Source organism: Microbacterium sp. CFBP9023 (genome assembly GCF_034045055.1).
Lineage (GTDB): Bacteria > Actinomycetota > Actinomycetes > Actinomycetales > Microbacteriaceae > Microbacterium.
In genome coordinates, this window is record NZ_JAXCWI010000001.1 from 71,645 (window position 1) to 94,877 (window position 23,233).

The window sequence follows — 23,233 nt, forward strand, 5'->3', positions numbered from 1 at the left end:
CCTTCGCAGATCTCGCGCCGGTCACACAGGGCGCGCGCGCCAGGTGACTCGAGCGGCGTCAGCGGCGAGTTCCGGGCTCATCCTGCCCAGGCGCTCAGCGCGTCCGTCACGGAACCCCGCGATGAGCAGCTTGCGCATGGTGGATCGGGGCCTGGCCAGCATCCACGCGATGAGGAAGTACGCGTAGTCGGCTCGCGCGTCGCGACGCAGGCGCGCCCGGTGACGCGGATGCCGCCGTCCCACGACGATCCGATTCCTCGCTCTGTAGTAGTACCGGAACGGCGTGCTCAGCGTGAGGGTGGGAAGCACCTCTCCGAGCGGGCCGGGTACCCGGTAGCGTGCACCCAGGCGGTGGGGCAGGCGGAGGCCGGGGGCGACGATGCACGGCAGGTCGGCATCCAGGCAGCGGATCTCGAAGTCCGTATCCACGAGGTCGATGAAGAGGGCTTCGTCCATCAGCCCGACCCGTTCGAGCACCTCTGACGGAAGATACATGCCCGACTGGATCGCGTGGGCGGCGTGGACCACTCCCTGCGGCGTCGATGACCCGGCCTGGGAGACGTCCGCGAAGAACTCCGGAACCACGGGGCCCGCGGGAACGCCGTGCGCGCGCGCATGCTCGTGCGCGGCGCCCAGAGCGGCTACGAAGCCGGGGGCGATGGTCGAGTCCTGGTCGAATGTCACGACCGCGCTCGCGCCGTGTTCGATGGCGCAGCGGATGCCGTGATTCAGTGCCGCACCGATGCCGCGGTTGCTCTCCAACGTGATCACCTGCGCACCGGTCGATGCGATGTCCGCGCGGATCACGTCGAACTCTGCACCGCTGCCGTCATCGACCACGATGATGCCGGTGACTTGCGGAGCGAGATCTCCCAGAAGCGGAGGCACCTGTGCCGGGCGATGCACGGTGACGACGCCCCAGACATCGGCGCTCGGGGCTCCGGACGTCATGCCGGGGGAGCGCTGTCGGCGTCGCGGCCGCGGTGCTGAGCCTCCAGAGCGGCGATGCGGCGATCCAACCGGTCGATCTCCGCGCGCGACAGCGCCGCTTCCTCCGCGACGCGGCGGATCTCGTCCTCCGCCTGGGAGAGCTCCCAGGAGAGGTGCAGCGCGACTCCCAGGAGCAGGGTGATCGCGAGAGCGAACAGCAGGTTCGCCGGCACTTGCACACCGAGCAGCGATGTCGCCCAGAGCAGGAGCTGGGGGAAGATCCCGAGCAGCAGGACGCTCAGCGCGATGACGATCCACATCACCGCGTACTTCTCGCGAAGACGTCGCGTCAGCAGCATCCAGAAGACCAGTGCGAGGATGACGAGAGCGAGAGCGATCCCGACGATGACGATCATCGTGCGACCTCCGGTTCGCCCACGGATGCGGACCGACTCGTCGAACCGGGTCGTCGCAGCATCGCCAGGCCGAGGGTGAACACCGAACGCAGCAGGTAGATCGATGCTCCGATCGGGCCCTGACTCGGGGTGCCGTGCACGCGCGGCCGCATGGCCACCGGCACCTGCGTCACTGTCAATCCGGCGTGGCACGCTGCGACGAGCGAGTCGATGGTGTCGCCGAGGTACTCGGCGGGGTAATAGCGGACGTACTGTTCGATGGCTCTGCTGTTGGCAGCGCGGAAGCCGCTCGTCACGTCTGTCAGACGGGTCTTCGCGACCCGGGACACGGTCTTGGCCAGGAACACCATCGCCCAGTGGCGCGGGCCGCGAACCGAATAGTCGCCGACGTCCGCGAAACGTGCGCCGATCGAGATGTCCGCGGTGTCGAGGCCGTCGAGGACTCGCGCGATGTCGACGGGGTTGTGCTGGCCGTCGGCGTCGACCTGGATGGCCCGGGTGTAGCCGTGGCGCTTCGCGTACGTGAAGCCGGTGCGCATCGCTCCGCCGACGCCGAGGTTGAAGGGGAGGGAGATGACCGTGGCGCCGGCCTCTCGCGCGACCGCGCTCGTGTCATCGGTCGATCCGTCGTCGACGACGAGCAGATCGAAGTCGGCGCTCGCTGCCCGGATCTCGTGCACGGTGCGTCCGACGTTGCGGGCCTCGTTCCATGCGGGGACGATCACGAGGACACGGTCCGACGACAAGCTCATAGTTCACCGATCCTATCCGATCGGCCGAACGCGACGATCACGTGATCGGAGCGCCCATGGCGTAGTCGGCCTTGAAGGCGGGGGCGAGCTGGAGCACTGCGGGTGCACGCCCTCCACCGAGCCGGAGGAGAACCCCGATCGACGTCACATGCCGGAGCTTGCCGTTCTCGTAGAAGTAGATCTCCGGCGCGCCGGTGAACTGCACGAAGTCGGTTCCGCTGGTCAGCAGAGGGGATCCCACCTTGTATCGCGACAGCTGATCACCCGGGAGCACGTATTCGCGCGGCGCGGTTCCCCCGTTCAGCTGGAGCAGGGTCTTGATGCTGCGGACGTGACGCAACGTCCCGTTCTCGTATCGGTAGATCTCCTCGCGCCCGGTGAATCGCACGAACGACTTCTCGGGCAGGTTCGCCGCACCGGTGCCGAACCATTCGACGGTGGCCGGTGACCAGGGCAGCACCTTCAACGGCCTGGACCCGTTGAGGGCCAGCAGGTCGGCAGGGGACGGCACATGACGCAGCGTGCCGCCCGAGACGACGTAGATCTCCGGGGCTCCCTGCGGCTGGATGAACAGAGGTGCGGAGACCGTGGTCTTCGAGCGGGGCATCGCGCCGCATTCCCCGCTGCCCAGCGTGGTCGGCTTGATGCCGCCATACTGCGTGCCCGACACCGGATGGAGCTTGCCGCCCGCGGCGATCAGAGTGCTGCTGCCGCACGAGACGACGGGGGTGAGCGTCGAACCGACTCTCGTGTTGGCTGCGACCGAGCTGCTCGGCACCACGGTGATGCCGGCAGCGCCGAACTCACGGGCGAGGGCGGTGCTCGGTACGCGCAGCAGGCGGTCGCCGAGAAGCGTGAGGAACACATCCTGTGTTCCCGCGGCGCGGATCAGGCTGTTCGCCTTGATGACGAGGAGCCCGTTGCCGATCGATGCGGCCGCGGACGGCTTCATCGACGCGACGTACCCGGATGTTCCTTTGGAGACCTCGAGCCAGGTCTGCTGGTTGGCCACATGCCTGCGCAGACCGCCCTGGTAGAGGTAGACCTCGGGGTCCGCCCCCGAGCGGAAGAACGAACCGACAGGGGCACCCTCGGAGAATCGGTCCGCAGTGGTGCCGGTGAGGTTGACGTACGAGCTGAACGCGTATCCGAACAGGGCGACTTGAGCAGCGTCGACGAAGCGGTGGCGGGTGCCGTCCGGTTCCAGGAGGTACAGCGTCCCGGTGCGAGGGTCGTGCACGTACCGCGTGACCGGCTTGCCCTCGGGCATCGGGTCGAGGTACGCCGCGGCCACGGACACGGCACCGCCGAGCCTCGACCGCAGCGCGGCGAGGTCCTCCGCAGCGACGACATGGTGGCGGACACCGGACTGCACGAGGTAGATCTCCGCGCGACCCGGCACCTGCGCGAGGGTGGCCGGAGCGGCGCCCGTCGTCTGAGTGCTGCCGAACCAATCGGTGAAGAGCTGGTAGAAGTTGCGATTGCCGTAGCTGGAGCATCCGTCCCCGGTGCCGTATCCGGCGTTGAGCGCCGCCCGATTCGGCTGGTAGGGCGTGTAGTAGTACAGAGCGGCGGTCGCCTTGTTCTCGACCCTGACCGGGGCGGACCCGCAGGCCCGGTTGGGGTGGTAGAGGATGTTCCAGGTCTTCCCCGGCGCGTAGTACGTGAACCAGCGTCCCTCGGCGTAGATCTGCATCTGCCGGGCGGCGCCGTAGATCTGGTAGAAGAAGCCTGCGTAGGCCGGATCGCACGGCGCAGTGTCCGGGCACCCCTGGCCGAGGGCCATGTCGAAGCGCCAGGTGCTCGGCCACGTGTGCGTGACGAGGCTCTGCTCCTTCTCGAGCATGACGATGAGCACCCGCGGGTTGATGCCGCAGGACTGCGCGACCCGCGCGATGATCGTCGCCGCCGACTCGTTCGGCGCTCCGGAGTATCCGCGGCAGTAGCTGTCCGCAGGACGGTTCGGTGTGTTCTGACGGTAGTCCTTGAGGCAGACGTACCCACCTCGGCACGAAGCCACCTTCCCGCGGAAGAACGAGTCGATCTGGCCGGCGGACATGGTGTCGCTCTGGAAGAACACGCCATCGGAGATGATGTTCCCCGGCTTGAACTGCGCGAGGTTCGCGGTGTCCCGGATGGATGTGTCCGCGGAACCCGTCACTGCGGTCGAGGATGTCAGCGTGGCGCCCGCAGTAGACAAAGCGCCGGAGGAGGAGGGCGCGACGGCGTTGGCCGGCGTCGCCACGAGCAGGGATGCGGCGAAGACGACAGCCGCTGCACTGGCGATGAGGCCGAGCAGGTGGGGGGATTTTGAGCCGGTCACCTGCTCATTGTGACGGAAATGCACAGACGATGCCAGTGTGAACGATGTGACGCAAGTAAATCGTGCCTGTCTGAGTCCCAGCTGGGATGTGGCACGATATGGGGGTGAAAGGCATAATTCTCGCTGGTGGCTCAGGAACCCGACTGCATCCGATCACGATCGGCATCTCGAAGCAGCTGATTCCCGTGTACGACAAGCCGATGGTCTACTACCCGCTGTCGACGCTGATGCTGGCCGGGATCCGAGACATCCTGATCATCACCACGCCTCACGACGCCGAGCAGTTCGAGCGGCTTCTCGGAGACGGCTCGCAGTTCGGAGTGAACCTCACCTTCGCACAGCAGCCCTCGCCGGACGGCCTGGCACAGGCCTTCGTGATCGGAGCGGACTTCATCGGCGACGACAAGGTCGCGCTCGTGCTCGGTGACAACCTGCTCTACGGCCCGGGGCTCGGAACGCAGCTCAAGCGCTACACCGATGTCGAGGGCGGCGCCGTGTTCGCCTACTGGGTGGCGGAGCCCAACGCCTACGGAGTGGTCGAGTTCGATGCCGACGGTCGTGCCGTCTCGCTCGAGGAGAAGCCCGAGCACCCCAAGAGCAACTACGCCGTACCCGGACTCTATTTCTACGACAACGACGTCGTCGAGATCGCTCGCGCCCTCGAGCCCAGCGCTCGCGGCGAGTACGAGATCACCGACATCAACCGCGCCTATCTCGAACGAGGCGCGCTCCAGGTGGAGGTGCTCCCGCGCGGAACAGCGTGGCTCGACACCGGGACCTTCGACCAGATGTCGGATGCCGGCGACTACGTGCGCACCATGGAGCGCCGCACGGGTCTGCGCATCGGCGTCCCCGAGGAGGTCGCCTGGCGTCAGGGCTTCCTCACCGACGATGACCTGCGCGAGCGGGCCACGAAGCTCGTGAAGTCCGGATACGGCACCTACCTGCTCGAGACCCTGGAAAGAGGTCGTTGATGTCGAACATCCTCGTCACCGGAGGCGCCGGTTTCATCGGCTCGAACTTCGTCCACTACGCGGTGGAGAACACCGATCACACGGTCACGGTGCTCGACGCGCTGACCTATGCCGGAAACCGGGCGTCGCTCGAGGGGCTCCCCGAGAACCGGGTGCGATTCGTGCACGGTGACATCACCGATGCCGAGCTCGTCGACGGGCTCACCGCAGAAGCGGACGCCGTGGTGCACTACGCGGCGGAGTCGCACAACGACAACTCGCTGCACAGTCCTCGTCCCTTCCTGGACACGAACATCATCGGCACGTACACGCTGCTGGAAGCGGCGCGTCGGCACGAGACGCGGTTCCACCACATCTCGACCGACGAGGTGTACGGCGACCTCGAGCTCGACGACCCCGAGCGGTTCACCGAGCAGACGCCGTACAACCCCTCGTCGCCGTACTCGTCGACGAAGGCCGGCAGCGACCTGCTCGTGCGCGCGTGGGTCCGCTCGTTCGGCGTCCAGGCGACGATCTCGAACTGCTCCAACAACTACGGCCCCTACCAGCACGTCGAGAAGTTCATCCCTCGGCAGATCACCAATGTCATCCGCGGTATCCGGCCGAAGCTCTACGGCGCCGGGGAGAACGTCCGGGACTGGATCCACGCGAACGATCACTCGTCCGCCGTGCTCACGATCCTGGAGAAGGGTCGGATCGGCGAGACCTATCTGATCGGCGCCGACGGAGAGCGGAACAACAAGGACGTCGTCGAGCTCATCCTCGAGGAGATGGGCCAGCCGCGAGACGCGTACGACCACGTCACGGACCGCGCAGGCCACGATCTGCGGTACGCGATCGATTCCACCAAGCTGCGCACCGAGCTGGGCTGGAAGCCGGAGTTCGCCGACTTCGAGTCTGGACTCGCCGCGACCATCGCCTGGTACCGCGACAACGAATCGTGGTGGGCGCCGTCCAAGGACCAGACCGAGGCGTTCTACGCGTCGAAGGGACAGTGACCCGGTGAGCGAGATCGACTTCGGAAAGCCTCTGAGTCGCACCGAGACGACGATTCCCGGGCTCGAGATCTTCGATCTGCCCGTGCACGGCGACTCGCGCGGATGGTTCAAGGAGAACTGGCAGCGCGAGAAGATGACCGCACTGGGCCTCGCCGATTTCGGTCCGGTGCAGAACAACGTCTCCTTCAACGACGCCGTCGGCACGACCCGCGGGATCCACGCCGAGCCGTGGGACAAGTGGGTGTCGATCGCGACCGGTCGGATCTTCGGGGCCTGGGTCGACCTGCGAGAAGGCCCGACATTCGGAGCGGTCTTCACGGCGGAGCTGGATCCCTCGAAGGCGATCTTCGTACCTCGCGGCGTCGGCAACTCCTACCAGACCCTCGAGCCTGACACCGCGTACACCTACCTCGTGAACGATCACTGGTCGCCGGACGCCTCGTACTCGTTCCTGAATCTCGCTGACGAGACCGTCGCGATCGACTGGCCCATCCCGCTCGCCGAGGCCGAGGTGTCTGCGAAGGACCTCGCACACCCGCGTCTCGCGGATGTCGAGCCGGTCGCCCCGAGGAAGACCCTCGTCATCGGCTCGGGCGGGCAGCTGGGAACCGCGCTGCGAGCCGAGTTCGAAGGCGTCGGCAGCGTCGAATGGACGACGCGCGCGGATTTCGATCTCGGATCGACGACTCTGACTGACGCGCGACGGTGGCGCGACTACGACACGATCATCAACGCCGCCGCGTACACGGCCGTGGATCGTGCGGAGATGCCCGAGGGCAGGCGGGATGCGTGGGCGGTCAACGCCGCCGGACCGGCAGCTCTCGCTCGCATCGCTGCGGAGCACGGCATCACCCTCGTGCATGTGTCGAGTGACTACGTCTTCGACGGAACCGCCGAGCGACCGTACACGGAGGACGACGTCGTGTGTCCACTCGGCGTCTACGGCCAGTCGAAGGCGGCGGGCGATCTCGCCGTCTCCACAGCCCCTCGTCACTACATCGTCCGCACCTCGTGGGTGATCGGGAGTGGTGGGAACTTCGTGCGCACCATGGCGTCGCTGGCCGCGAAGGGAGTCGACCCGAAGGTCGTCGACGACCAGCGGGGGAGACTCACGTTCGCGGCCGAGATCGCGCGCCTCATCCGCACCCTCGTCGAGACCCGCCCGCCGTTCGGCGTCTACAACCTGACATCCGAGGGCGAGAGCGTCACCTGGGCCGACGTCGCCCGCCGTGTGTTCGAACTCGTCGGCGAGGATCCGGCGCGGGTCACGGGTGTGTCGACTGACGCGTACTTCGCCGCGGCGACGTCGCCCGTCGCTCCGCGCCCCACGAACAGCGTCCTCGACCTGACCCGGGTGCAGAGCATCGGCTTCACCCCTCGCGTGGGAGACGAACTCCTCAGGGAGTATCTCGCGTCGTGAGCGTGTCGTTGCGGAGCGCAGACGCTCCGACCGCGGCACCGAAGGCGCGGGTGTTCCGAACCGACATCCAAGCACTTCGCGCCGTGGCCATCGGCCTGGTGGTGCTCAATCACCTCTGGCCGATGCGCCTGCCCGGCGGCTACGTCGGAGTCGATGTGTTCTTCGTGATCTCCGGCTTCCTCATCACGGGGCACCTGGTGGGCGAGATGACACGGACCGGGGGAGTGCGCCTCGGTGCGTTCTACGCCCGACGGATCCGGCGCCTGCTTCCGGCGGCGCTGCTCGTCCTCGCGGTGTCGCTCGTGCTTCTCGTGCTGTTCCTTCCCTACCCTCGCTGGGAGCGGGGCGCCTGGGAGGTCGCAGCGAGCGCGGGGTACGTCGAGAACTGGTTCCTGGCATCGATGTCGGTCAACTACTCGGCGCTCAATGATGCGGCGAGCGTGGTCCAGCACTATTGGTCGCTGTCGGTCGAAGAGCAGTTCTACATCGTCTGGCCCGTGCTGCTGGTGGCCGCGCTGGCCGTGTCGCGGCGCACCGGACGACCGGACACGCGACGCGGAGTGAGAGCGCGGACGGCCACGGCGCTGATCGCGGTCGTCGCGCTGGTGGGGGTCGCCTCCTTCGTCGCCAGCGTCGTCTACACGACCATGGCTCCGCCTCAGGCGTACTTCGCGACGTTCACGCGCGGATGGGAGTTCGCGATCGGCGGGGCAGTCGCGCTGCTCGGCAGTCGAATCCCGCTCGGACGAGCCGCGGCCGACATCGTCAGCCTGCTCGGATTCGGCCTCATCGTCGTCGCCGCCTTCGCCTATGATCATGCGACTTCTTTCCCCGGGTACGCCGCACTGGTGCCGGTTCTCGGCACCGCAGCGGTGATCCTCGCCGGAAACTCGCACGCCGCTCTCCGGCATGCGAAGGTGACCGCACTGAGACCTGTGCAGTGGATCGGCGGAGTCTCGTACTCGCTCTATCTCTGGCACTGGCCGCTCATCGTCGTCGCCCCGTTCGTCATCGGTGGCGAAGCGAGCACTCTCTCGAAGGTCGCGGTTCTGGCCATCTCGCTGGTGTTGGCCGTGCTCACGAAGAGGTTCGTCGAAGACGCCGGACAGACCTGGGGATATTGGCGCGGCTCCTCACGCCGCGCGTTCGGGCTCATGGTCACGGGGATGCTCGTCATCGCGGCGCTCGTGGCGGCGGTCCTTGCCGCATATGCGGCGAGGGTCGAGGCGGACAGCCCACCGGACGACCTCGCCGCGTCGACGTGCGAAGGGCCTTCGGCGCTCGCACCGGGGGCTGAGTGCGACGACCCTTTCGGGGCTGCGGACTATTCGGTGATGACCAAGAAGAACGAGTACTTCTACACGCCTGCGGAGTGCGGCGAGTTCCTGCCGATTCTCACGTATGGGGACCTCAAGACCACCCACGAGTGCGATTTCTCGCGAGGCGAAGAGGATCCGACGAGGGTATGGCTCATCGGGGACTCCCATGCGCAGCAGTGGCAGGGAGCTGTGTTCGACATCGCAGAGGAGCACGGCTGGATCGTCGACACGAGTTTCTACGGCGGGTGTCCCGCAGCCGACGTCGAGTTCATCGGGTTCCGCAGCGCGTGGGGTGCCGCCGACGTCGAGAGGTGCCGCGAGTGGTCGAGCGACCTCGCCGACACCGTCGCCGAAGAGGATCCCGACCTCGTCATCACCGCGATGGCGTCGAGGCTCCAGCTGGTGGACGACGGCAGCGACCGGCCGCAGGTCGATCAGATGTCGGACGGACTGCTCGATTACTGGACGCGGTGGAGCGAGGAGGGGATCAAGGTGCTCGCGCTGGCGGATCCTCCGTTCAACGCTGAGGTCAGAAGCCCCGACTGCGTGCTGCACAATGCCGAGGACCCGAAGTCCTGCGCGCGCCCTCGAGCCGAGGCGCACCCGGTCGACCCGGTGGTCGTGGCGGGCGCACAGGCAGCGTCACCGTCGATCAGCGTGCTGGATCTGACCGACCGATTCTGCGACGCGACATCGTGCTACGCCGTGGTCGGCGGCATCCCCGTCTACTACGACGCGGATCATCTCAATCTCGAATACGCCAGACTGCTGGGAACCGAGATCGACGCGGCGGCCGAGCGACTGCTCGCAACGGGCGGATAGGCTGGCAGAGGCAGACGGTCGACCCGAGACGACTGCGGCGACACCCCTCGCCGATACGCCGCCCCTCATGAAAACGACGCACCCGACACCGCTTCCTCCGACCGCGCCTGTCGCCGGGGATCCGCTCACCCGCCGCGCGGACATCGACGGTCTGCGCGCGCTCGCCATCCTGCTGGTCGTGGCGTACCACGTGTGGCTGGGGCGCGTCTCGGGCGGCGTCGACGTGTTCCTGATGGTCTCCGCCTTCTTCCTCACCGCGTCGTTCGTGCGACGAGTCGGGTCGGAGCGTCCGCTCGCGCTCGCGTCCTTCTGGTTGCGCCGCTTCCGGCGGCTGCTGCCCGCCGCGGCCGTGACGATCGTCGGCGTCCTCGGCGTCGCGTTCGCGGCGTATCCGCAGACCGAGTGGCCGCGCGTCTGGCGTGAGGCCTGGTCGAGTCTCTTCTACGTCGAGAACTGGACGCTGGCCCTGTCGGAGGTCGACTACTACGCTCGCGACTCCGCGACCCCGAGTCCGTTCCAGCACTTCTGGTCGCTGTCGGTCCAAGGACAGGTCTTCATCCTGTGGCCACTCATCATCGCCGCGGTCTGGCTGATCCTCCGTCGTCGGCGCCACCTCGTCATCCCCGCACTCGCCGTCGTCTTCGGGACGATCTTCGTCGCCTCGCTCGCATTCTCGGTCGTCGAGACGATGCGCGCCCAGTCCTTCGCCTATTTCGACACCCGCACGCGACTGTGGGAGTTCGCGGCCGGCTCGCTCGTCGCGATCGCTCTCCCGCATGTCCGCGTCCGACCGTCGATCGCCGCACTCCTCGGTTGGGTCGGGATCGTCGGCATCGTCATGTGCGGAATCGTGCTCGACGTGCAGGGCGGATTCCCCGGGTATCTCGCTCTGTGGCCGGTGATCTGCACGGCGCTCGTCATCGTCGCCGGGCGCGACCGCCCGCGTGGCGGCCCCGCGATGATCCTCGAGTCGGCGCCGCTGCGATTCGTCTCCCATGACGCGTACGCGCTCTACCTCGTCCACTGGCCGGTCCTCGTGACCTGGATGATGGTGAGCGGCAGGTCCGAGCCGGGATGGCTGGCCGGCGCCGGTATCGTCCTGGTCTCGTCCGTGCTGGCGCGGATCGTGTCGACGCTCGTGGAGCGCCCGATCCGCGACGCCGCGTTCTTCGAGGGCTCCCGTCGTCTCGGCGTCCTCGCACTCGCGGCCTCGGTCCTGCTGGTCGCCGCACCCCTCGCCGCCTGGCAGCTCACGATCCAGCATCGTGCGGCGGCGCTGATGGACAGCGACAGCGGCGGGTATCCGGGTGCCGCCCAGATCGACTCGCCGATCGATCTCGCCGTCACCGATCTCCCGCTGATGCCGCCGGCCACGGCGCTCGATGACGAGTGGGTGGACCTGAACGGCAGCTGCGCGGGAGACCTCGAACCTGTGGAGCCTGCGCTGGAAGGCAGCTGCGCCCAGACAGCGGCAGCGGAGGACTCCGACGCCTGGCGAGTGCTCGTGATGGGGGATTCGCACGCACAGCAGCTCATGTCGCCTCTCGCCGTTCTCGCCGATCAGCAGGGATGGGGCCTCGTCGCTCTGCTGAAGGGAGGGTGCGCCATCGGCATCGGAGCTCCGACCTGGTCGGCGGCGGGTACACCCTGCGACGAATGGCGCGCCGCGGCGATCGAGTATGCGATGAGGGTCCAGCCGGATGCGGTCTACCTGGTCGCGACCCGGGCGACGCCCTCGTCTCCCGAGGTTCTCGTCGAGGGGATCCGCGAGATCGCGGAGGAGCTCACGGCGAACGGCATCCAGGTGATCGCCGTGCGCGACAATCCTCGCTTCGATTTCGACATGTACGAGTGCGTGTCGGAGGATTCGGAGGTCGTTCCGGGTGCCGACGCCGCATCGTGCGACGTGCCCGAACTCGCCTTCGTCGACGGAGAGGATTTCGACGATCTCACGGCGGCTGACGGGGTGATCGCGGTGGACTTCCGACCCTGGCTGTGTCCTGAGGGCGTGTGCAGGGGCTCGATCGGCAACGTCGCCGTCTACATCGACGACAATCACCTCTCCGACTCGTATGGGCGCACGCTCGCCCCGATGCTCCAGCAGATGCTGGACGTGGGAGGGCCTCTCGGCACCGAGGCGGGCTGACAGGCAGCGCCGAGTGCGCTGCAGGTAGAGTTGTCTGCTGTGTGCCGCGCGACGCCGTGCGGATGTCAGCCTTGTGGGCAGAAAGCAGCAACATGGATCTTCTTGTCGTCGGGTCGGGCTTCTTCGGCCTCACCATCGCAGAACGCGCCGCCGATGCAGGCCGCAAGGTGACGGTCATCGACCGTCGCCACCACATCGGCGGGAACGCCTACAGCGAGGCCGAGCCCGAGACGGGCATCGAGGTCCACCGCTACGGCGCGCATCTGTTCCACACCTCCAACGCCACGGTGTGGGAGTATGTCAACCGTTTCACGAGCTTCACGAACTACGTGCACCGCGTGTACACGACGCACAAGGGCACCGTGTTCCCGATGCCGGTCAACCTCGGCACGATCAACCAGTTCTTCCAGTCGGCCTACACGCCCGACCAGGCACGGGCCCTCGTGCGCGAGCAGGCGGGGGAGTTCGACGTCAAGACGGCGTCCAACTTCGAGGAGAAGGGCATCGCGCTCGTCGGCCGCCCCCTGTTCGAGGCGTTCTTCCGCGACTACACCGCGAAGCAGTGGCAGACGGATCCGCAGAAGCTGTCCGGCGACATCATCAGCCGCCTGCCTGTGCGATACACATACGACAACCGCTACTTCAACGACACGTGGGAGGGGCTGCCGACGGACGGCTACACCGCGTGGATCGAGCGGATGGCCGATCACCCCAACATCGAGGTGAAGCTGAACGTCGACTTCTTCGATGAGGCTCAGCCCCTGAACAAGAGGGCGACGGTCGGACAGCTGCCTATCGTCTACACAGGCCCCGTGGACCGCTACTTCGATTACACGGCGGGTGCCCTCAGCTGGCGCACGCTCGACTTCGAGCAGGAGGTGCTGAACATCGGCGACTTCCAGGGCACCAGCGTGATGAACTACCCCGACATGGACGTGCCGTACACGCGCATCCACGAGTTCAAGCATTTCCACCCGGAGCGTAAGGACGTCTACGAGTCGGACAAGACGGTCATCATGCGGGAGTTCTCTCGCTTCGCGAACCGCGAGGACGAGCCGTACTACCCGGTGAACACCCCGACGGACCGTGACGGCCTGCTCGCCTATCGCGAGCTCACGAGGGGCGAGAAGGACGTGCACTTCGGCGGACGCCTCGGCACGTACCAGTACCTCGACATGCACATGGCCATCGGCTCGGCGCTGTCGCTGTGGAACAACTCGCTCTCGTAGACTCGACACCGTGAGTCACGCTGCTGTCGGGGCGCCCGGGACGCCCCGGCGCTATCTGCATTCTCTGTGGTTGCTGTCGGCCAGAGACCTCAAGGTGCGGTACTCGACGAGCCTGCTCGGCTATCTGTGGTCGGTGCTCGATCCGCTCGTCATGAGCGTGATCTACTGGTTCGTCTTCACGCAGATCTTCAACCGCGACGTCGGCGAGGACCCGTACATCGTGTTCCTCATCAGCGCTCTGCTGCCCTGGGTGTGGTTCAACACGTCGGTCACGGACTTCACGCGCGCGTTCAAGAAGGATGCGCGGCTCGTACGATCCACCGCGATCCCGCGCTCGATCTGGGTCAACCGCATCGTGTTGAGCAAGGGAATCGAGTTCCTCTTCTCGCTGCCTGTGCTCGCTGCCTTCGTGATCATCAACCTGCTGGTCGAGCAGGATCCGGCGCACACGGTGCAGGTGGGCTGGGGAGTCCTCTGGGTGCCGGTCGCGGTGTTCCTCCAGACCGTCCTCCTCGTGGGACTCGGCCTGCTGGTCGCTCCGCTCTGCGTCCTCTTCGTCGACCTCGAACGGACGACCGCATTGATCCTCCGAGCGATGTTCTACGCGACGCCGATCATCTACAACGTCACCGACCTCCCCGGCATCTTCCAGACGCTCGGTGCATTCAATCCTCTCGCAGGGATCTTCATGCTCTATCGGATGCCGTTCTTCCCCGACCAGTGGAACCCCTTCACACTGCTGGTCAGCGTGGGCATGACCCTGGTGATCCTGGCCCTCGGCGTGTGGACGTTCCGCTCCCTCGAGCGCTCCGTGCTGAAGGAGCTGGGATGACCGTCGCGATCGAGGCCAAGGATCTCGGTGTCCGCTTCCGTCGGAACCGCCGTGGAAGCCGAAACTTCAAGGACCTGTTCGCGGGTGCGTCGCGTCGCTCGCGTCCGGGCGAGTTCTGGGCGCTGCGCGATGTCTCGTTCACGGTGCAGCAAGGAGAATCGATCGGCGTCGTCGGGCGCAACGGTCAGGGGAAGTCCACGCTTCTCCGTCTCGTCGCCAAGGTGCTGCTCCCCGACGAGGGATCGGTGACCGTGCACGGCGGGGTCGCTCCGCTGATCGAGATCACGGGTGGATTCGTGGGGGACCTGACCGTGCGGGAGAACGTCGCTCTGACGGCGGGCCTGCATGGCATGTCGCGAGACGAGGTGGCGCGACGATACGACGACATCATCGCCTTCGCCGAACTCGCCGGATTCGAGGACACTCCCTACAAGCACCTGTCGAACGGGATGAAGGTGCGGCTGGCGTTCTCCGTCGTCTCGCAGCTCGATGAGCCGATCCTGTTGGTCGACGAGGTGCTGGCGGTCGGAGACAAGGCTTTCCGGGAGAAGTGCTACAAGCGCATCGACGAGCTGCTCGCCGAGGGGCGCACCCTCTTCTTCGTGAGTCACCACGAGCGCGACCTCCGCCGTTTCTGCACCCGCGGTCTTTATCTCGACAAGGGCGGGCTCATGCTCGACGGGCCGATCGCGGACGTCCTCGATCGCTACAACGCCGACTACAACCGCGGCTGAGCGGGATTCGCCGGCGATCTCCCGGTCATTCCCCGAGCTTCTTCTGTTCGACGTGCGCGTTGAACGCGGCGAGCTCGGGATGCGCGTCGAGCACCGCCACGATCCCGGTCGCGTCCAGCGACGCGGCACCGTGCTCTTCGATCAGCCTGCGGATGACCGTCAGGTCCTCCGGAGTGTCCAGCGTCACCCGATAGCGCGAGGCATCGACGTCCTGCGTGATCGAGTGGATGTTCGCCCGCGGTGACCCGCCCGCGTAGAGATAAGGGGTGACGTGCTCGCGCTCCGCCGGCTCGGTGGCGTTCCTGTCGGCGTCGGCGAGAGCGGCCGCGGAGAACACCTCGAAGTCGAAGCCTCGCGGGTACGTGCGCTGGAGGACGTTGGAGACATGAGCGTGAGGATCGTCCAGCTCGATGAATCGACGGACGCCTTCGAGGACCACGGCGGGATCGATCAGCGGGCAGTCCGACGTCACTCGGACGACGACATCCAACTCGGCGGAGGAAGCCGCCCCCGCGAACCGACTCAGCACATCGGTCTCGCTGCCGCGGAACACGTCGATGCCGCGTGCGTGCCCGAGCGCGGCGAGAGGGTCGTCTGCGGCGTTCGTGGTGGTGGCGAGCACGATCGGCAGATCGGTGGCGGCGAGCCTGTCGAGGTGGTGGTCGAGCATGGAGCGGCCACCGGCCGGGATCAGCACCTTCCCCGGAAGACGGGTGCTGGTCATCCGCGCCTGCGTGATGATCCCGATCCGCGTCAACGCAGAGCCCTGAGGAGCGACTCGACGACCTGGTCGACCTGGTCGTCGGTGAGCTCGGGGTGGATGGGGAGCGAGAGCTCCTCGGCGTAGAAGGCCTCCGCGTTCGGGCACATTCCGCGGCGATAACCGGCGTCCGCGTACACGGGGTGCCAGTACACGGGCATGTAGTTGACCTGCACCCCGATGCCGTCCGCGCGCATCCGGTCGAAGACCGTCCGACGGCGTCCGTCGAGGATGCGCACCGGATAGAGATGCCGGATCAGCTCGACGTCGTCACGCTGGATCGGAGTGCGGACCCCGTCGACGCCTGCGAGAGCCGCGTCGTAGCGCCGCGTGATCTCGGCGCGTCGCCGCCGGAACGAGTCGAGCCGCGCCAGCTGGGCGATCCCGAGTGCACAGGCGATGTCGTCGAGGCGATAGTTGAACCCGAACTCATGGACTTCCTGATGCCACGCGCCTTCCGTCGTCATCGCGAAGCGATCGGCATCCCGCACCAGCCCGATGAAGTGGAACTCATGGGCGCGCTGGGCGATCTCCGGATCCTTGGCGACGAGCGCACCGCCCTCGCCGGTCGTGAGGTTCTTCGTCGGGAAGAACGAGAACGTCGTCAGGTCCGCGAGATCGCCGACCGGCCGACCCCGGTACGTGCTGCCGATCGAATGGGCGGCGTCGTCGAGGACGAGCGCGTCCACACGCGCCGCGATCTCTGTCAGTCTGTCGTAGTCGGCGGGGTGTCCCGCATAGTCCACGGCGGCGATCACCTTGGTGCGTTCATCGACGAGGGCGTCGACCGCGTCCGGGTCGATGAGCGCTGTGTCCTCCTCGACGTCTGCGAAGACGATGTCGGCCCCGAGGACCGACGCCATCGAGGTCGTGGCGATGAAGGTCATCGGAGTCGAGATCACGGTGTCTCCGTGCGTGACCCCCGCAGCCGCGTACGCCATGTGCAGCGCCGCCGTGCCCGAGGTCGCGGTGACCGCCCGGTGCCCGCCGGCGATCTCGCCGAGTCGCGCTTCGAATGCGGCCACTGCCGGGCCGGTCGTGAGCCAGTCGCCACGGAGCACCTCGACGACGGCCTGGATGTCCTCCTCGGAGATCGACTGCCGTCCGTAGGGCAGCATCGTCAGATCCCCGCCTCGATGATCTCGGAGATCTCCTGCTGCGAGTACCACTGATCGTTGCTGTCCGACCGGTACGCGAAGCCCTCCGGCACGGGTACGGCTCCGGCGGGCATCTGATAGCCCCAGGACGCGAGGTCGGGCTGGATGATGAAGTACTTCCCGTCGCTGACCGTGACGGCGCGACGGCCCTCTTCCGGGCTGATCATCTCCTCGTGGAGCTTCTCGCCCGGGCGCAGGCCCACATCGACGAGTTCCGCTCCCGGCACGACGGCGTGGGCGAGATCGGTGACCTTCATCGACGGGATCCGCGGAACGAGGAGCTCGCCGCCCTGCATGAGCTCGAACGTGTCGATCACCATCTCGACCGCCTGGGGGAGTGTGATGAAGAACCGCGTGCATCGAAGATCAGTGATGGGAAGCGGCTTTCCCTCGGCACCCAGGCGGGAGAAGAAGGGGATGACCGAGCCGCGGGATCCCATGACGTTGCCGTAGCGGACCACCGCGAACCGCGTGTCGTACGCGGCTGCGTAGTGATTGCCGGTGATGAAGAGCTTGTCGGCCGTGAGCTTGGTCGCACCGTAGAGGTTGATCGGACTCGAGGCCTTGTCCGTCGACAGCGCGACGACGCGCTTCACACCGGCGTCGATCGACGCCTCGATCACATTCTGGCTGCCGAGGATGTTCGTCTTCACGAACTCGAACGGGTTGTACTCGGCCGTGTCCACCTGCTTGAGGGCAGCGGCGTGAACGACGTAGTCGACGCCGTGCAGCGCGCGAGCGAGTCGCCTCTCGTCGCGGATGTCGCCGATGAACCACCGGAGTCGAGGGTCGTCGCCGAACTGCTGCCGCACCTCGTACTGCTTGAGTTCGTCGCGCGAGAAGATCACGAGACGCCGGGGATTGATGTGGGTCAGGGCGTGACGTATGAACGCCTTGCCGAACGACCCGGTGCCGCCAGTGATGAGGATGCTCGCGCCCTCGAGAACCGACACTCTGTCTCCTCAGCGTTGTCGTGATGGCACGGATGCTCGGGTTGTTCCATGCCCGGCCTATCCTATCGGGTGGGCGCAGCCGCGCCCCCGAGGAGAGGGACGTGTGATGAGCGGGCGACGGGTCCTCCTGCACTGCAATGCCGGTGTCGAGGCGGGCATGGGGCACCTCATGCGCACTCTCACCATCGCCCGCGAGGCGCGGGACCGGGGGTGGGCGGCGTCGGTGTTCGGCGATGTGGATGCGGTCGGCGCGGAGGTCCTGCGCCGGATGGATCCGGAACTCGAGCTGCTCACCGTGGACGGCGCCGCGGCGAGCCTCGGCGACTTCGCGGAGCTCGGGCGGGACGCCGACGTGATCCATCTGGACACCTATCGCGAAGTCCCCGATCTCTCGTCCCTCGCAGTGCTGCTCAGCAACATGCAGGATGGTCCGTTCGGTGTGCGCGATGCCGATCTGGCCATCGATGCCAATCTGGCGTCCGAACGCACCTTCGCGAGTCCTGAACGCAGCCGAAGTCATCTGGCCGGTATCGACGCGGCTGTCGTACGCGCTCAGGTGCTCGCTCAGCGTGACGCCCGGAAAACGGCGGCGGCAGCGCCTCGCGTGCTGATCGTGATGGGCGGCACGGACCCTCACGGTGTGACCGCGCGCGTCGTCGCCGCGTTCGATCGCGTTCCTTCTCCGGTGGAGATCACGGTGATCGACCCCCGGCGGCGTCCCGACGTGCTGTCCGCGGCGGGGTCCTCGCGTCATGCCGTCCAGGTCCTCGGCTTCGTCGAGGACCTCCCCGTGATCGCCGCGTCCCACGACCTGGCCGTGACGGCTGCCGGCACCTCGGTCTGGGACTTCGCGTGCATGGGTCTTCCCATGGCGCTCGTCTGCGTGGCGGACAACCAGCGGGTCGGCTACCGTCAGGTCGTCGAACAGGGGCTCGCGGTGGGCCTCGGGGAGCCGCCCCATCACGGACTCGAGGAGAGGATCGGCGCGCTCGCCGATCTCCTGGCTTCTCCGGCATCGCTCGCCCGGACGGCCGCCGAGCTGAAGCGGACCGTCGACGGACTCGGGAGCTGGCGGATCGTGGCGTCCTGGGAACAGCTGCTGACGACCCGCCCTTCCGTCGAGCCTCCCTCCGGACTCGTCGCCCGTGCGGCGAACGTCGACGACGGGCGGAGACTGTTCGAGTGGCGCAACGACCCGGAGGTCCGCTCCGGCTCGCGCTCACGCGGCGAGATCGACTGGAGATCGCACACCGATTGGCTCGCGCGAAGCCTGCGGAACCCCGACCGGCGACTCCTGATCGTCGAGTCCGACGGGGTGCCGGTCGCCACCTGCCGATGGGACCGACGGTCGGCCGACGAGTGGGAGATCTCGATCACGGTCGCACCCGAGAGCCGTGGCCGCGGGCTGGCGGCATCGGTGCTCCAGGCCGCGGAGCGAGCCCTCGCCGCACAGCCGCCGGTGCGCATGGTGGCCACCGTGCACGGCGACAACGTCGCATCACGACGATTGTTCGAGCGCGCCGGCTATCTGCCGTACCTGCCCGCCGACGATGACGGCTTCCTCACCCTCGCCCGGTGGCGGCTCTCGTAGGACTCGCGGTCTAGAGCGCATCCCAGGTCAGCGGGGTGCCGCGTTCGACGTCTCGCGTGAACGTGCGTCCGCTCACCAGGGCGAAGTCATCGGGGCGGAGTCCGCCGGCGGGGCGGATCGACCGCACGTTCTCGGGTCCCACGGTGTCGCCCGCTCGGACGTCGGTGACGACGAACAGCGAACGGCGAAGGGCGAGCACCGCTTCTTCCTGAGCGGTCGGTCCGAAGGACACACCGCTCGCGGATGCGACGCGCGCCTGTTCGGAGGCCACGACGAGAGCGCTGAACTCGTCGGGTGTGAGAGAGAAGTCCGCGTCGACGCCGCCGTCCGTTCGGTCGAGCGTGACGTGCTTCTCGATCACGACCGCGCCGAGGGCCGCAGCGGCGACCGCGACCCCGATCCCGAGCGTGTGGTCCGAGAGCCCCACCGGCACGTCGAAGGCGTCTCGAAGCGCCGCGATGTTGCCCAGTCGCGCCTCTTCGGGAACCGCGGGATAGGCCGCTGTGCAGGCCAGCAGCACGAGCTGGGTGCCACCGGCACCGCGGATGGCGGTGACCGCCGCATCGATCTCCGAGAGCGTCGCCATGCCGGTCGACACGATCATCGGCTTACCGGTGCGCGCGACCTCCCGGAGGAGCGGGATATCGACGATCTCAGCGGATGCCGTCTTGTAGATCTCGACCCCCAGCTCTTCGAGAAACGAGACCGAGCTCGGATCGAAGGGCGTCGAGAAGGGGATGAGTCCGTGGCTGCGCGCGCGATCGAAGATCGGCGCATGCCACTCCCACGGCGTGTGAGCCTCCTGGTAGAGGGAATAGAGGTTCCTGCCGCCCCAGAGCCCGTGGTCGCTCGCGACCCGGAAGGCGGGCTTGTCGGAGTCGATCGTGAGCGTGTCGGCGGTGTAAGTCTGGATCTTGAGAGCGTCGGCGCCGGTGGCGGCGACCGCGTCGACGATCGCGAGCGCCCGATCGATGTCGCCGTTGTGGTTTCCCGACATCTCAGCGATCGTGAACACGGGGGAGCCGGTGCCGATGGTCGCCGTGGAGAGCGGGATGGTCTGCGAAGAAGTCACGCCGACAACTCTAGACGCGTCCTCTCCGTGACTCGCCGCCCCGCCGATGGGACAGCCGCCGCGGTGCCCTAAGCTGAGGTCTCATGGGGCGTGTGACGGATCTTGTCGGTGATGACAGGGCGATTGCCGGAGAGGTCGACTTCTACGACCGACTCCGTCCGCTCGTCGCGGCATACGGGCGAGCGGATACCGCTCGCCGGATCGCCGTCGTCGGAAATCAGCCGCTCGAGCCGTCCGACGAGCGCGCCGCGATGATCGACACGGCTGACATCGTGTTCCGAGTCAACGGCTTCCGTGTCGACGACGTCGACGGCATGCCGTCGGTGGGTCGGCGCGCCGACGTCGTCGTGTTCAATCGTGGTGTGCGTCCGACGCCCTGGTTCTTCGAGGGCTACTCCGAGCGCCTCTACCTGATGATCGAACCCGGGCGCCTGCTCTGGGAGAACCCGAAGCTCCCGGCCTTCTGGCCCGCGGATCTCGGAATCGTGACGATGCCGAACCGCGAGGTGGTGCTGCCACTCGGCGAGGCGATGGGAGCCGATCCGCGCAGCGGTGGCCAGTGGGCGACGACGGGGACGGTGATGCTCTGGATCGCCACCCGCCTGTTCCCGGACGCCACGGTCGATGCGGCCGGATTCTCCTTCGTCGACGCGCCGGATCAGACATCATGGAACCACGCCTACGGAGACCCCTCGGCGGTCGGAGCAGAGCACCGGATCGACCTGGAGTCGGCGCTCGTGCGGCACTGGATCGACTCCGGCCGCGTCACGTATCACCGCTGAATCCCACAGACCATCGACAATCACCCGAATGATTGAGGACTGAATGCTGAACCGACTCCGTCGCAGACTCGACGCCGTCGTCGAACGCCGTGTAGACGCGAGAGTGGACGCCCGCATGGGGCGTGCTCTCGAGCAGGTCGAACACGCGCAGCGCGACTACGAGGCACGCCTCGCGGGAACCCAGGCCGACTTCTCTTACATCAGATCCGAGTTCGATCGCATCGCTCCTCAGGTCGCCGCGCTCGAGCAGCGGTTCGAGTGGCTGCGCGTGCGCCTCGATGTGGCTGATCTGGAAGCCGACGAGGCGCTCAGCCGCGCCCAGTCGGAGCACGAGCGCGCGCGACTGCGCCTCGAACTCGCGGCGCACTACGAGGAGCGCCTGCGCCGCCTCGAGTCCGACGGCGACTGAGCCGAACGGATCGGGCCGCCGCCGCGGGGTCAGAGCCCGACGAGGCCTCGAAGCTGATTCGCAGCCGAGCGTGCGCTGTCGACGCTCGGCTGCATCCCTGCGGCCGCGTCGGAGTGCAGCGAGCTGAGCGCCTGGTCGTACTCGCTCAGCGCGCTGCCCCAGGCGGATTCGATGGATGAGGGCGGAGCGCTCTCGCCGAGCCGCTGCGCGTCGGCCTGGAGGCTCTCGATGACCTCGGTCGCGTCCTGTCCACTGGACTCGCTGACGATCTGCAGTCCTGTCAGCGCATCATCGAGCCAGCCCTGAACCTGTCCGCGGAAGGCGTCGACCGAGGGGTCGGCGACGGGGGGCGGGGTCGTGATCGGTGTCATCGTCGGCGCGGGCTCCGCCGTCGGCTGAGGGGTCTCGGTCTGCGTCGGCGACGCTGACGCTGACGGGGACGGTGATGTCGATGCCGACGCGGAAGGGGAGGGCGAGCCGCTGGCTCCCGGAGTCGGGGTCTCGCCCCGCGGGAGGAGGAAGAACAGCAGCACGCCCACGATGACGAGCACGGCGACGACGAGCCCGACGATGAGCCAGACACGACCAGGATTGCTCGGCTTCGGCTCCAGTGGCGCCCAGCGGAGTTCCGGCTGCGGTTCGTCGGTCATGCGGTCAGTCCTCCAGAGCGGGCATGGGCGTCCAGGAGCGATCGCGGCCGAGCTTGCCGCCCTCCTTGAGTCCCCGGAACAGATTGCTCGTCCCTCGCACCGTGCGCTCGACGAAGAGGAGGCGGATGAGCTCCTTCGCGAACGTCATCGACGTCCCGAGGCCGAACAGCACGGGGTTGTAGTTGCGGTGAACGCGGTAGTACTGCTTGATGTACGCCCGGTTGCGCATGATGTAGAACCGGTAGGCGTTGCTCGAGGCGTTCATGTGGCGGATGCCCATGTCCCACTGCTTAATCTCGCGAGTGCGTCGCAGGACGAACTCGTCGACGATCACCGCAGTGGTCTTGCGCGAGGCGAGCCACCCGTACATCTGGTCATCCCAGTAGATGAAGAAGCGGTGGTCGGGCAGACCGATCTGCTTCACGATGGACCGATGGATGAACATGCCTTCGAAGCATCCGCTGTTCATCTCCTTGTAGCCCGACGCATCGAACCCGGACGGCGCGAACGGGATCGGGATGCCCATGCGCTCGGCGATCCGGTACTGCCAGTAGAACTCGCTGCCGTCGTAGTCGTACCGGCGGCCCTGGATGCTCTTGAACCGCGGGGCCCACTTGCCCATCTTCGCCAGGCCGTCGGTCACGACCTCGACGTCGTCGTCCATCATCCAGATCCACTCCGAACCCAGCTCGTACGCCGTGCGCATGCCTTCGCTGAAGCCGCCCGACCCACCGGTATTCGTCTCGAGGCGTCGGTAGATGATCTCGGTGCCGAGCCGAGGACGGAAGGAGTCGACGACCTCGGTGGTGTCGTCGGACGAGGCGTTGTCGATGATCACGACGTGGCCCGGCTTCGGGTCCATCGCCGTGATGCTCTCGAGGAGGCCGGTCAGGAGGTGAGACCGGTTGTACGTGACGATGACGATCGTCGCGGAGGCCGGGTCGAAGGGGGCATGAGTCACGAG

General features: G+C 67.1%; 21 protein-coding genes. 11 read left to right on the forward strand and 10 right to left on the reverse strand.

What is annotated here, in order from left to right; genetic code table 11:
- Positions 1 to 21 precede the first annotated feature (21 nt).
- From SOM10_RS00320 to SOM10_RS00335, 4 genes are read right to left on the reverse strand one after another with little or no spacing between them, the layout of a single operon-like run.
- Positions 22 to 951, reverse strand: coding sequence for a glycosyltransferase (locus tag SOM10_RS00320; RefSeq protein WP_320487937.1), 930 nt, complete (start codon positions 949 to 951; stop codon positions 22 to 24).
- Entirely contained in the window at positions 948 to 1,346 is a 399-nt protein-coding gene (locus SOM10_RS00325; RefSeq protein ID WP_053095630.1) for a DUF2304 domain-containing protein, read from the reverse strand. The genes SOM10_RS00320 and SOM10_RS00325 overlap by 4 nt, the downstream gene beginning before the upstream one ends.
- Entirely contained in the window at positions 1,343 to 2,098 is a 756-nt protein-coding gene (locus SOM10_RS00330; protein WP_285363049.1) for a glycosyltransferase family 2 protein, read from the reverse strand. The genes SOM10_RS00325 and SOM10_RS00330 overlap by 4 nt, the downstream gene beginning before the upstream one ends.
- A gap of 37 nt (positions 2,099 to 2,135) precedes the next feature.
- The gene (locus SOM10_RS00335; RefSeq protein WP_320487938.1) at positions 2,136 to 4,421 is read right to left on the reverse strand and encodes a hypothetical protein; all 2,286 of its coding nucleotides are present in this window, start codon (positions 4,419 to 4,421) and stop codon (positions 2,136 to 2,138) included.
- Positions 4,422 to 4,525: 104 nt separating this feature from the next.
- Between SOM10_RS00335 and rfbA the strand changes: the two genes are divergently transcribed.
- The 8 genes from rfbA (at position 4,526) to SOM10_RS00375 (ending at position 14,895) form a co-directional block, all read left to right on the forward strand.
- Positions 4,526 to 5,395, forward strand: a complete 870-nt coding sequence (rfbA, locus tag SOM10_RS00340; RefSeq protein ID WP_053095633.1) for a glucose-1-phosphate thymidylyltransferase RfbA — start codon at positions 4,526 to 4,528, stop codon at positions 5,393 to 5,395.
- On the forward strand, positions 5,395 to 6,393 hold the full coding sequence (rfbB, locus tag SOM10_RS00345) for a dTDP-glucose 4,6-dehydratase (protein WP_053095634.1): 999 nt from the start codon (positions 5,395 to 5,397) through the stop codon (positions 6,391 to 6,393). The genes rfbA and rfbB overlap by 1 nt, the downstream gene beginning before the upstream one ends.
- A gap of 4 nt (positions 6,394 to 6,397) precedes the next feature.
- Positions 6,398 to 7,813 carry a dTDP-4-dehydrorhamnose reductase gene (gene rfbD / locus SOM10_RS00350; protein WP_320487939.1) on the forward strand — a complete coding sequence of 472 codons (1,416 nt, stop codon included), beginning with the start codon at positions 6,398 to 6,400 and terminating at the stop codon, positions 7,811 to 7,813.
- On the forward strand, positions 7,810 to 9,954 hold the full coding sequence (locus SOM10_RS00355) for an acyltransferase family protein (protein WP_320487940.1): 2,145 nt from the start codon (positions 7,810 to 7,812) through the stop codon (positions 9,952 to 9,954). Before rfbD ends, SOM10_RS00355 begins: the two co-directional genes overlap by 4 nt.
- Positions 9,955 to 10,021: 67 nt before the next feature.
- A complete protein-coding gene (locus tag SOM10_RS00360) occupies positions 10,022 to 12,100 on the forward strand; it encodes an acyltransferase family protein (RefSeq protein ID WP_320487941.1) in 2,079 nt (692 codons plus the stop codon).
- A gap of 92 nt (positions 12,101 to 12,192) precedes the next feature.
- Positions 12,193 to 13,329, forward strand: coding sequence for a UDP-galactopyranose mutase (gene glf, locus SOM10_RS00365; RefSeq protein ID WP_320487942.1), 1,137 nt, complete (start codon positions 12,193 to 12,195; stop codon positions 13,327 to 13,329).
- A gap of 10 nt (positions 13,330 to 13,339) precedes the next feature.
- Positions 13,340 to 14,161, forward strand: coding sequence for an ABC transporter permease (locus tag SOM10_RS00370; protein WP_056278189.1), 822 nt, complete (start codon positions 13,340 to 13,342; stop codon positions 14,159 to 14,161).
- A complete protein-coding gene (locus tag SOM10_RS00375) occupies positions 14,158 to 14,895 on the forward strand; it encodes an ABC transporter ATP-binding protein (RefSeq protein ID WP_320487943.1) in 738 nt (245 codons plus the stop codon). Before SOM10_RS00370 ends, SOM10_RS00375 begins: the two co-directional genes overlap by 4 nt.
- A gap of 25 nt (positions 14,896 to 14,920) precedes the next feature.
- On the opposite strand, the gene SOM10_RS00380 is transcribed toward SOM10_RS00375, so the two are convergent.
- Genes SOM10_RS00380 through pseB form a run of 3 tightly spaced genes read right to left on the reverse strand, consistent with a single transcriptional unit; the run spans position 14,921 to position 17,765 of the window.
- Positions 14,921 to 15,763, reverse strand: a complete 843-nt coding sequence (locus tag SOM10_RS00380; protein ID WP_320487944.1) for a glycosyltransferase family protein — start codon at positions 15,761 to 15,763, stop codon at positions 14,921 to 14,923.
- A complete protein-coding gene (locus tag SOM10_RS00385) occupies positions 15,649 to 16,773 on the reverse strand; it encodes a DegT/DnrJ/EryC1/StrS family aminotransferase (RefSeq protein ID WP_320487945.1) in 1,125 nt (374 codons plus the stop codon). The genes SOM10_RS00380 and SOM10_RS00385 overlap by 115 nt, the downstream gene beginning before the upstream one ends.
- Before the next feature lie 2 nt (positions 16,774 to 16,775).
- On the reverse strand, positions 16,776 to 17,765 hold the full coding sequence (gene pseB, locus SOM10_RS00390; protein ID WP_056278197.1) for a UDP-N-acetylglucosamine 4,6-dehydratase (inverting): 990 nt from the start codon (positions 17,763 to 17,765) through the stop codon (positions 16,776 to 16,778).
- Between the two features lie 106 nt (positions 17,766 to 17,871).
- Between pseB and SOM10_RS00395 the strand changes: the two genes are divergently transcribed.
- The gene (locus tag SOM10_RS00395) at positions 17,872 to 19,356 is read left to right on the forward strand and encodes a bifunctional UDP-2,4-diacetamido-2,4,6-trideoxy-beta-L-altropyranose hydrolase/GNAT family N-acetyltransferase (RefSeq protein ID WP_320487946.1); all 1,485 of its coding nucleotides are present in this window, start codon (positions 17,872 to 17,874) and stop codon (positions 19,354 to 19,356) included.
- Between the two features lie 10 nt (positions 19,357 to 19,366).
- Here SOM10_RS00395 and pseI read toward each other — a convergent pair whose 3' ends face one another.
- Entirely contained in the window at positions 19,367 to 20,428 is a 1,062-nt protein-coding gene (gene pseI / locus SOM10_RS00400) for a pseudaminic acid synthase (protein WP_320487947.1), read from the reverse strand.
- A 92-nt stretch (positions 20,429 to 20,520) separates the two neighbouring features.
- Between pseI and SOM10_RS00405 the strand changes: the two genes are divergently transcribed.
- Both SOM10_RS00405 and SOM10_RS00410 read left to right on the forward strand, forming a co-directional pair.
- The gene (locus SOM10_RS00405) at positions 20,521 to 21,210 is read left to right on the forward strand and encodes a hypothetical protein (protein WP_320487948.1); all 690 of its coding nucleotides are present in this window, start codon (positions 20,521 to 20,523) and stop codon (positions 21,208 to 21,210) included.
- Between the two features lie 43 nt (positions 21,211 to 21,253).
- Positions 21,254 to 21,619, forward strand: a complete 366-nt coding sequence (locus SOM10_RS00410; RefSeq protein WP_053095645.1) for a hypothetical protein — start codon at positions 21,254 to 21,256, stop codon at positions 21,617 to 21,619.
- Between the two features lie 29 nt (positions 21,620 to 21,648).
- Here the strand turns inward: SOM10_RS00410 and SOM10_RS00415 are convergent, their stop codons facing one another.
- On the reverse strand, positions 21,649 to 22,269 hold the full coding sequence (locus tag SOM10_RS00415; RefSeq protein ID WP_320487949.1) for a hypothetical protein: 621 nt from the start codon (positions 22,267 to 22,269) through the stop codon (positions 21,649 to 21,651).
- A 4-nt stretch (positions 22,270 to 22,273) separates the two neighbouring features.
- On the reverse strand, positions 22,274 to 23,230 hold the full coding sequence (locus SOM10_RS00420; RefSeq protein ID WP_053095647.1) for a glycosyltransferase family 2 protein: 957 nt from the start codon (positions 23,228 to 23,230) through the stop codon (positions 22,274 to 22,276).
- Positions 23,231 to 23,233: the final 3 nt, after the last annotated feature.

What these genes read in the sequence shown, in the direction of transcription:
- SOM10_RS00320 (WP_320487937.1), bottom strand. Translation starts at nt 951, where the DNA reads ATGACGTCCGGAGCCCCGAGCGCCGATGTCTGGGGCGTCGTCACCGTG.
- SOM10_RS00325 (WP_053095630.1), bottom strand. Translation starts at nt 1,346, where the DNA reads ATGATCGTCATCGTCGGGATCGCTCTCGCTCTCGTCATCCTCGCACTG.
- SOM10_RS00330 (WP_285363049.1), bottom strand. Translation starts at nt 2,098, where the DNA reads ATGAGCTTGTCGTCGGACCGTGTCCTCGTGATCGTCCCCGCATGGAAC.
- rfbB (WP_053095634.1), top strand. Translation starts at nt 5,395, where the DNA reads ATGTCGAACATCCTCGTCACCGGAGGCGCCGGTTTCATCGGCTCGAAC.
- SOM10_RS00360 (WP_320487941.1), top strand. Translation starts at nt 10,022, where the DNA reads ATGAAAACGACGCACCCGACACCGCTTCCTCCGACCGCGCCTGTCGCC.
- glf (WP_320487942.1), top strand. Translation starts at nt 12,193, where the DNA reads ATGGATCTTCTTGTCGTCGGGTCGGGCTTCTTCGGCCTCACCATCGCA.
- SOM10_RS00375 (WP_320487943.1), top strand. Translation starts at nt 14,158, where the DNA reads ATGACCGTCGCGATCGAGGCCAAGGATCTCGGTGTCCGCTTCCGTCGG.
- SOM10_RS00385 (WP_320487945.1), bottom strand. Translation starts at nt 16,773, where the DNA reads ATGCTGCCCTACGGACGGCAGTCGATCTCCGAGGAGGACATCCAGGCC.
- SOM10_RS00395 (WP_320487946.1), top strand. Translation starts at nt 17,872, where the DNA reads ATGAGCGGGCGACGGGTCCTCCTGCACTGCAATGCCGGTGTCGAGGCG.
- SOM10_RS00410 (WP_053095645.1), top strand. Translation starts at nt 21,254, where the DNA reads ATGCTGAACCGACTCCGTCGCAGACTCGACGCCGTCGTCGAACGCCGT.
- SOM10_RS00415 (WP_320487949.1), bottom strand. Translation starts at nt 22,269, where the DNA reads ATGACCGACGAACCGCAGCCGGAACTCCGCTGGGCGCCACTGGAGCCG.